Raw genomic sequence first — 8,554 nt, forward strand, 5'->3', positions numbered from 1 at the left:
GGCTCTGCGTGCCGGTGAGTGCTCCCTCGCGTTGACCGGCGGGGTGGCGGTTCTGTCGTCGCCTGCGTCGTTCTCGGAGTTCGCCAAGCAGGGTGGTCTCGCTGGGGACGGCCGGTGCAAGGCGTACTCCGATGCCGCCGATGGCACGGGATGGGCCGAAGGTGTCGGGATGCTGGTCCTGGAGCGGCGGTCCGACGCGGAACGCCGCGGGCACCGGATCCTCGCCGTGCTGCAGGGCTCGGCCGTGAACGCCGACGGCGCGTCGAACGGTTTGACCGCGCCGAACGGTCCGTCGCAGCAGCGGGTGATCCGGCAGGCCCTCGCGAACGCGGGTCTCACGGCGTCCGACGTGGACGTCGTCGAGGGGCACGGGACGGGGACTCGGCTGGGTGACCCGATCGAGGCGCAGGCGGTGCTGGCGACGTATGGCAGGGACCGGGACGTGCCGGTGCTGCTCGGTTCGATCAAGTCGAACCTGGGCCACGCCCAGGCCGCCGCCGGCGTCGCCGGCGTGATCAAGATGGTGCAGGCCATGCGGCACGGCATCGCGCCGAAGACGTTGCACCTCGAGACGCCGTCGTCGCAGGTGGACTGGGACGCGGGCGCGGTGTCCCTGTTGACCGACGCGGTGGACTGGCCAGGGTCGGACCGGCCGCGCCGGTCGGCGGTGTCGTCGTTCGGGGTCAGCGGCACCAACGCCCACGTGATCCTGGAGCACGTGCCGGCCGAGCAGGTGCTGTCGGAGGATGGGCCGGAGCCGGCCGAGCCCGCCGTCCTGCCGCTGGTCGTGTCGGCCCGGTCGGCACGTGCCCTGGACGCGCAACTCGACCTGCTCGGCACCGTGCCGTCCACAGTGGACGCCGCGTACACGCTGGCCACCGGCAGGGCCGTGCTCGACCACCGGGCCGTGGTGCTGGCCGGACGGGACGGCCGGCGGGTCACCGTGGCCTCCGGGCCGGCCGCGCCGGGCCGGTTGGCGTTCGTGTTCTCCGGTCAGGGTTCACAGCGGTTGGGGATGGGCCGCGGGCTCTACGACCGGTTCCCGGCGTTCGCGTCCACACTGGACGATGTGCTGTCCCGGCTCGATCCTGGTGTGCGGGACGTGATGTGGGGACCGGACGCGGCGAACCTGCGGGACACCGGCTGGGCGCAGCAGGCGTTGTTCGCCGTCGAGGTGGCGCTGTACCGCCTGGTGGAGTCGTGGGGTGTCCGACCGGACGTCCTGGTCGGGCATTCGATCGGCGAGCTGGCGGCGGCCCACGTTGCCGGTGTGCTGTCGCTCGACGACGCGTGTGCCGTCGTGAGCGCGCGGGCCCGGCTGATGGCGGCACTGCCGCCCGGTGGGGCGATGGTCGCGGTGCGGGCGGCGGAGGCCGACGTCGCGTCATTCGTCGGCGCCGAGGTGTCGGTCGCGGCGGTCAACGGGCCGGACAGCGTCGTGCTGTCCGGCGACGAGGAGGCCGTGCTGGCGGTCGCTCGACGGTTCGACTCCTGGACCCGGCTGCGGACGAGCCACGCGTTCCACTCGGCGCACGTGGAGCCGATGCTGGCCGAGTTCGCCGCGGCGATCGACGGCATCCAGGCAAACGACCCCGCCGTGCCGATGAGGTCCACTGTGGATGCCGACGTGCGCTTCGGCGACGCCGCGTACTGGGTGCGCCAGGTCCGGCAGACGGTCCGGTTCGGCGCCGCGATCGCGGCGGCCGCACCCGACCGGGTCCTGGAGATCGGGCCGGACGGCGACCTCTGCGCCCTGCTCCCCGACCTGCCCGCGGTCGCGCTCCTGCGCCGGGATCTCGACGAGGAGGAGTGCGCGCTGCGGGCCATGGCGACGCTGCACGTCGCCGGTTCCACTGTGGACTGGTCCGGGGTGGTCGCCGGAGGTCGGCTGGTCGACCTGCCGACGTACCCGTTCCAGCGGGAGCGGTTCTGGCCGGCCGGCGCCGGCCGGGCCGGCGACCCGTCGGGGCTGGGTCTCACCTCGGCGGCGCATCCGTTGCTCGGTGCCGCGGTCGCGCTGGCCGACGGCTCCGGCGTGCTGCTCACCGGCCGGCTCTCGCTGGCCGCGCAGCCGTGGCTGGGTGACCACCGCGTCGGCGACGTCGTGCTGGTTCCGGGGACGGCGCTGCTCGAACTCGTGGTGCGGGCCGGTGACGAGGTGGGTTGTGGCTCGGTCGGCGACCTCACTCTGGTGTCGCCGCTGGTGCTGCCGGATCGCGGCGGTGTCCACCTCCAGGTGTGGGTAGGGGAGCCAGGAGTCTCCGGCGCGCGTGCGGTGACCGTCCACTCGCGACCTGACACCGCTGTCGACGCGCCCTGGGTCATCCACGTGACCGGAACGCTCCTCGAACCGGCGAGCGTGGCGGACACGGGGTTCGCCGAGCAGTGGCCGCCGGCGGACGCCGAACCCGTCGACGTCGACGGGTGCTACGAGCGGTTCGCCGTGGCGGGGTTCGGCTACGGGCCGGCGTTCCGGGGCCTGCGCGCGGTGTGGCGCCGCGGCAGTGGTGTCGACGCCGAGGTGTTCGCGGAGGTGGCACTACCGGACCGGGTGACCGACGCGGACGCGTTCGGGCTGCACCCGGCGCTGCTGGACTCGGCGCTGCACGCGTTGCTGGTGACCCGTTCGGCGTCGGACGGCCGGCGGCTGCCGTTCTCCTGGGAAGGCGTGTCGCTGCATGCCTCCGGGGCGTCGGCCCTGCGGGTCCGCCTGGTGGCCAATGGCACCGACCGGGTCGCGATCGACGCCGCCGACCCGGCCGGCCGGCCGGTGCTCTCGGTGGCGGCACTGCACGACCGCGCGATGACCGACGTGCCGGCCCCCGTCGTCCCGTCGACCACGGATCCGCTGTTCGTCGTCACCTGGTCCGAGGTCCCGACCGGGTCGAGCGCACCCGTCGACGCCGTCCGCGTCACGGACCTGGACCTGCTCGCGGGCGAGGATCCGATTCCGGACCTGGTCCTCATGCCGGTTTCGCCCGGCCCGGCAGCCGGCCCGGAGGCGACTCATGAGGTCGCCACCCGGATGCTGCAGACGCTGCAACGGTGGGTGCGGGACGAGCGGTTCGCGGGTTCGCGGTTGGTGGTGGTGACCCAGGGCGCGATCTCGGGTGACGACCTGGCCGGATCGGCGGCGTGGGGGTTGGTGCGGTCGGCCCAGTCGGAGCACCCGGGCCGGTTCGGGCTGCTCGACGTGGAGTCGGACGCCGACATCGACGCCGCCCTGCCGGTGCTGGCGGCCGAGCCGCAGGTGGCGGTGCGGGCGGGCGTGGCGCGGGCCGCGCGGTTGAACCCGATGGCAGGGCTCGTCCCGCCTGCGGGTGAGGAGTGGCGGCTGGCCTCGGTTCGTGGCGGTGACTTGAGTGGGTTGGCGTTGGTGCCTGCCGCGGATGCGCCGTTGTCGGGTGCGCAAGTGCGGTTGCGGGTGACGGCGGCCGGGGTCAACTTCCGCGATGTGTTGACCGCGTTGGGGATGTACCCGGGAGAGGCGGGTGATCTGGGCGCGGAGGCTGTGGGTGTGGTCACCGAGGTGGGTCCGGATGCACGTGACCTTGCCCCCGGTGATCGGGTGATGGGGATCGTGCCCGGTGGGATGGCGTCGGTGGCGGTGGCGCCGGATGAGCGCGTGCTGGCGCGGGTTCCGGACGAGTGGTCCGACGAGACCGCGGCGTCGGTGCCGTTGGTTTTCCTCACGGCGTGGTACGCGTTCACCCGCCTGTCCCAGGTCGGCCCGGGCTCGCGCGTGTTGATCCACGCCGGTGCCGGAGGCGTTGGCATGGCGGCGATCCAACTCGCGACGCAGCTGGGAGCTGAGGTGTATGCGACGGCGAGTGAGCCCAAGTGGGACACCTTGCGGTCGTTGGGTCTTCCCGATGAGCGGATCGCATCGTCGCGGAACCCGGAGTTTGCCGAGATGTTCCCGCCGATGGACGTGGTGCTCAATTCGCTGGCGGGTGAGTTCGTGGATGCGTCGTTGCGGTTGGTGCGGCCGGGTGGGCGGTTCCTGGAGATGGGCAAGACCGATGTCCGGGATCCGGACGGGGTGGAGTACCAGGCGTTCGATCTCGCGGAGGCCGGTCCCGACGAAGTCCGAGCTATGTTCGCGGAGTTGCTGGCGTTGTTCGCGCGCGGGGTGATCGTGCCGTTGCCGGTGCGGTCGTGGCCGGTGGGGCAGGCGGTCGAGGCGTTCCGGTTCATGAGTCAGGCCAGGCACATCGGCAAGCTGGTGTTGACGATGCCGCCGGTGTGGGACCGGGACGGGACTGTGTTGATCACGGGTGGTACCGGTGGTCTGGGTGTGGTGCTGGCGCGGCATTTGGTTGAGCGTGGGCACCGGCATGTGGTGCTGGCCAGTCGCACCGGCACCGACCCGGGTGGGTTGAGTGCCGAGATCACCGTGACCGCGTGCGATGTCACCGACCCGGCCGCGGTGCGTGCCCTGGTCGGCGGGCTCGACCGACCGCTGACCGCGGTGGTCCATGCGGCGGGCGTGCTCGACGACGGCGTCATCGACCAGTTGACCCCGGAACGGCTCGCGACGGTGCTCGCGCCCAAGGTGGACGGCGCCTGGAACCTGCACCAGGCCACCCTCGACCAACCCCTCGCCGGTTTCGTGCTCTACTCGTCCGTCGCCGGGGTCATCGGCGCCGCCGGTCAGGGCAACTACGCCGCCGCCAACACCTACCTCGACGCCCTCGCCGCGTACCGGCGTGGACAGGGCCTGCCTGCGACGTCCATCGCCTGGGGGGCCTGGCAGAGCGTCGGCATGACCGCCGACACCGGCCCGGCCGGGATCGGGGTCGAGCAGGGACTGTCCATGTTCGACACCGCCGTCGCCGCGGGACACCCGCTCGTCGTGCCGCTCGTCATGCCACCGGTTGCCGGGTCCGGCGACGTGCCCGCGCTGTTCCGCGACCTGGTGCCGCGCGGCCGGCGGGGTCGAGCCGCCTCCGCCTCGCCAACTGCCGGGGATCTCGCTGCCCGTCTTGCCGGGATGTCCGAACAGGACGGTCTCGGGTTCCTGGTGGACCTGGTGCGGGGCGAGGCGGCCGCCGTGCTGGGACACGCGACGCAGGACGCGATCGGTGCCCGGCAGGAGTTCAACGACCAGGGCTTCACCTCGCTGACCGCCGTGGAGCTCCGGAACCGCCTCGGTGCCGCCACCGGCCTGCGACTCCCCGCGACTCTCGTGTTCGACTACCCGAACCCGACCGCGCTCGCGACGTTCCTGCGAGAGGAACTCACCGGGCAGGCACCGGCACCGGTCATCGCACCGGTGGCGGTGACCCGCACCGACGACCCGATCGTCATCGTCGGGATGAGCTGCCGGTATCCCGGCGGGGTTCGGTCGCCCGAGGACCTGTGGAACCTCGTCGCCGAGGGCCGCGACGCGATCGCGCCCGCGCCGACCGACCGGGGCTGGGACCTCGACGGCGCGCTCAGCGGCGGTTTCCTGGACGACGTGGCCGAGTTCGACGCCGCGTTCTTCGGCATCTCGCCCCGTGAGGCGATGGCCATGGACCCGATGCAGCGCGTCGTACTCGAAGCCGCGTGGGAGGCCTTCGAGGCGGCCGGCATCGACACCGCCTCGCTGGCCGGCACCGCGACCGGCGTGTACCTCGGCGCCGCCGACTCCGAGTACAGCGCCCTGCTGGCCGGCCAGCCTGGGTTCGAGGGCTTCGTGATGACGGGGACCACGTCCAGCGTGATCGCCGGGCGGGTGAGTTACGTGCTGGGCCTGGAAGGGCCGGCCATGACCGTCGACACGGCGTGTTCGTCGTCGCTCGTGGCGCTGCACCTCGCCGCCCAAGCCCTGCGACTCGGTGAGTGCTCCCTCGCGCTGACCGGTGGCGTCGCGGTCCTGTCGTCGGCCGCGTCGTTCTCCGAGTTCGCCAAGCAGGGCGGTCTCGCCGGGGACGGCCGGTGCAAGGCGTACTCCGACACCGCCGACGGCACGGGGTGGGCCGAAGGCGCCGGGATGCTCGTCCTCGAACGGCGGTCCGACGCAGAACGCCGCGGCCACCGGATCCTCGCCGTAGTGCAGGGCTCGGCGGTGAACGCCGACGGCGCGTCGAACGGCCTGACCGCGCCGAACGGGCCGTCGCAACAACGGGTGATCCGGCAGGCGCTCGCGAACGCGGGTCTGACGGTGTCCGATGTGGACGTCGTCGAGGGGCACGGCACGGGGACCCGCCTGGGTGACCCGATCGAGGCGCAGGCGGTCCTCGCCACCTACGGGCAGGACCGCGACGTGCCGGTGCTGCTCGGTTCGATCAAGTCGAACCTGGGCCACGCTCAGGCCGCCGCCGGAGTCGCCGGTGTGATCAAGATGGTGCAGGCGCTCCGGCACGGCATCGCGCCGAAGACGTTGCACCTCGACACGCCGTCGTCGCAGGTGGACTGGGACGCGGGCGCGGTGTCGCTGCTGACCGACGCGGTCGCCTGGCCGGACGTGGACCGGCCGCGGCGTGCGGCGGTGTCGTCCTTCGGCGTGAGCGGCACCAACGCACACGTGATCCTCGAACAGCCGGCCGCGACGCCGGAACCGGAGCGGGTGGAGGCCGCCGGTCCGGTGCCCTGGCCGGTGTCCGCCAGGTCGGCGAAGGCTTTGACGGCCCTGACAGACCTCGTCCGCGACACCGGGCCCACCGGATCCGTGCTCGACGTCGGGTTCTCACTCGCCACCCGTCAGGTGTTCGACCACCGGGCGGTGCTGGCGCCGGACGGGACCGAACTCGCGCGGGGGGAAGTCGAACCGGGCCGGTTGGCGTTCGTGTTCTCCGGTCAGGGTTCGCAGCGGCTCGGCATGGGGCGCGGCCTGTACGAGCGGTTCCCGGTGTTCGCGTCCGCGCTGGACGAGGTGCTGTCCCGGCTCGACCCTCGTCTGCGTGAGGTGATGTGGGGCTCCGACCCTGCGGTGTTGGGGGACACGGGATGGGCCCAGCCGGCCCTGTTCGCCGTGGAGGTGGCGCTCTACCGCCTGGTCGAGTCGTTCGGCATCCACCCGGACGTCCTCGTCGGACACTCGATCGGTGAGCTGGCCGCCGCGCACGTCGCCGGTGTGCTGTCGCTGGACGATGCCTGCGCTGTAGTAGCCGCACGGGCCCGTTTGATGGCAGCCCTTCCTTCCGGCGGGGTGATGGTCGCCGTCCGCGCGACCGAGGCGGACGTGCTGCCGCTGCTGACCGGCGACGTGTCGGTCGCGGCGGTCAACGCCGTGGACAGTGTGGTGCTGTCCGGTGTCGAGGAGGCGGTGCTCGCGGTGGCCGCCCGGTTCGAGAAGTCGACTCGGTTGCGGACGAGTCATGCGTTCCACTCGGCGTCGATGGAGCCGATGCTGGCTGAGTTCGCGGCGGCGATCGACGGTATCGACGTCGCCGATCCGGTCGTGTCGATCGTGTCCACAGTGGAGGGAGACGTCCGCTTTGGCGAGGCCGCGTACTGGGTGCGGCAGGTGCGTGAAGCCGTCCGGTTCGCCGACGCCGTCACCGCGGCGAACCCGGATCGGGTACTGGAGATCGGTCCGGACGGCGTCCTGTGCGCTCTCCTGCCCGACCTGTCCGCCGTCCCGATCCTGCGCAAGGACAGGGACGAACCGGAAGCGGCGCTCCGAACGCTCGCCGCACTCCATGTGGCCGGCACGACCGTCGACTGGACGGCGTGGCACGCCGGTGGCCGGCGGGTCGACCTGCCGACCTATCCGTTCCAGCGGGAGCGGTTCTGGCCGGATCGGGCGACCCGGCCCGGCGACGCCGCCGGCCTCGGGCTCACCGCGACCGCACATCCTTTGCTGGGTGCGGCCGTCCCGCTGGCCGACGACACGGGCACCGTCCTGACCGGCCGACTGTCGCTCTCGACCCAGCCCTGGCTGGCTGACCACCGGGTCGGCGACCTCGTGCTGGTCCCGGCGACGGCGATGCTGGAACTGGCGGTGCGGGCCGGTGATGAGGTCGGCGCCGGCTCGGTGGCGGACCTGACCCTGGTGGCGCCGCTGGTGCTGCCGGACCGGGGTGCCGTCCAGCTCCAGGTGCGGATCGGAGAGCCCGACCCGTCCGGCGCCCGGACCGTCACCGTCCACTCCCGACCGGACGGCACGGCTGACGCGCCGTGGACGACTCACGCGACCGGAACGTTGACGCCGGAGATGGGATCCGGGGATTCGGGGTTCGCCGGGGAGTGGCCGCCGCCAGGGGCGGAAGCGGTCGAGGTGGACGGGTGTTATGAGCGGTTCACGGCCATGGGCTTCGGCTACGGGCCCGCGTTCCAGGGTCTGCGCGCGGTGTGGCGGCGGGGCGAGGAGACCTACGCCGAGGTGGCGCTGCCGGACCGGGTGACTGGCGCGGACGCGTTCGGGTTGCACCCGGCCTTGCTCGACGCCGCGCTGCACGCGCTGTTGCTGACCCGGCCCGCGTCGGGCGGTCAGCGGCTGCCGTTCGCGTGGGAGGGCGTGTCGCTGCATGCTTCGGGGGCGTCGGCTCTGCGGGTTCGTCTGGTCGCCGATGGTGTCGATCGGGTCGCTGTCGACGCGGCCGATCCGACTGGCCGGCCGGTGCTG

Annotated in this window: 1 protein-coding gene; it reads left to right on the top strand. The window is 72.7% G+C overall.

Features of this window, described 5'->3' with window-relative positions; genetic code table 11:
* Positions 1–8,554: SDR family NAD(P)-dependent oxidoreductase (locus tag VGD70_RS28100; RefSeq protein WP_414638078.1), on the top strand; the 8,554-nt coding region annotated here is incomplete at both ends.

This window comes from Actinophytocola sp., from assembly GCF_036402745.1.
Classification (GTDB): Bacteria; Actinomycetota; Actinomycetes; order Mycobacteriales; family Pseudonocardiaceae; genus Actinophytocola.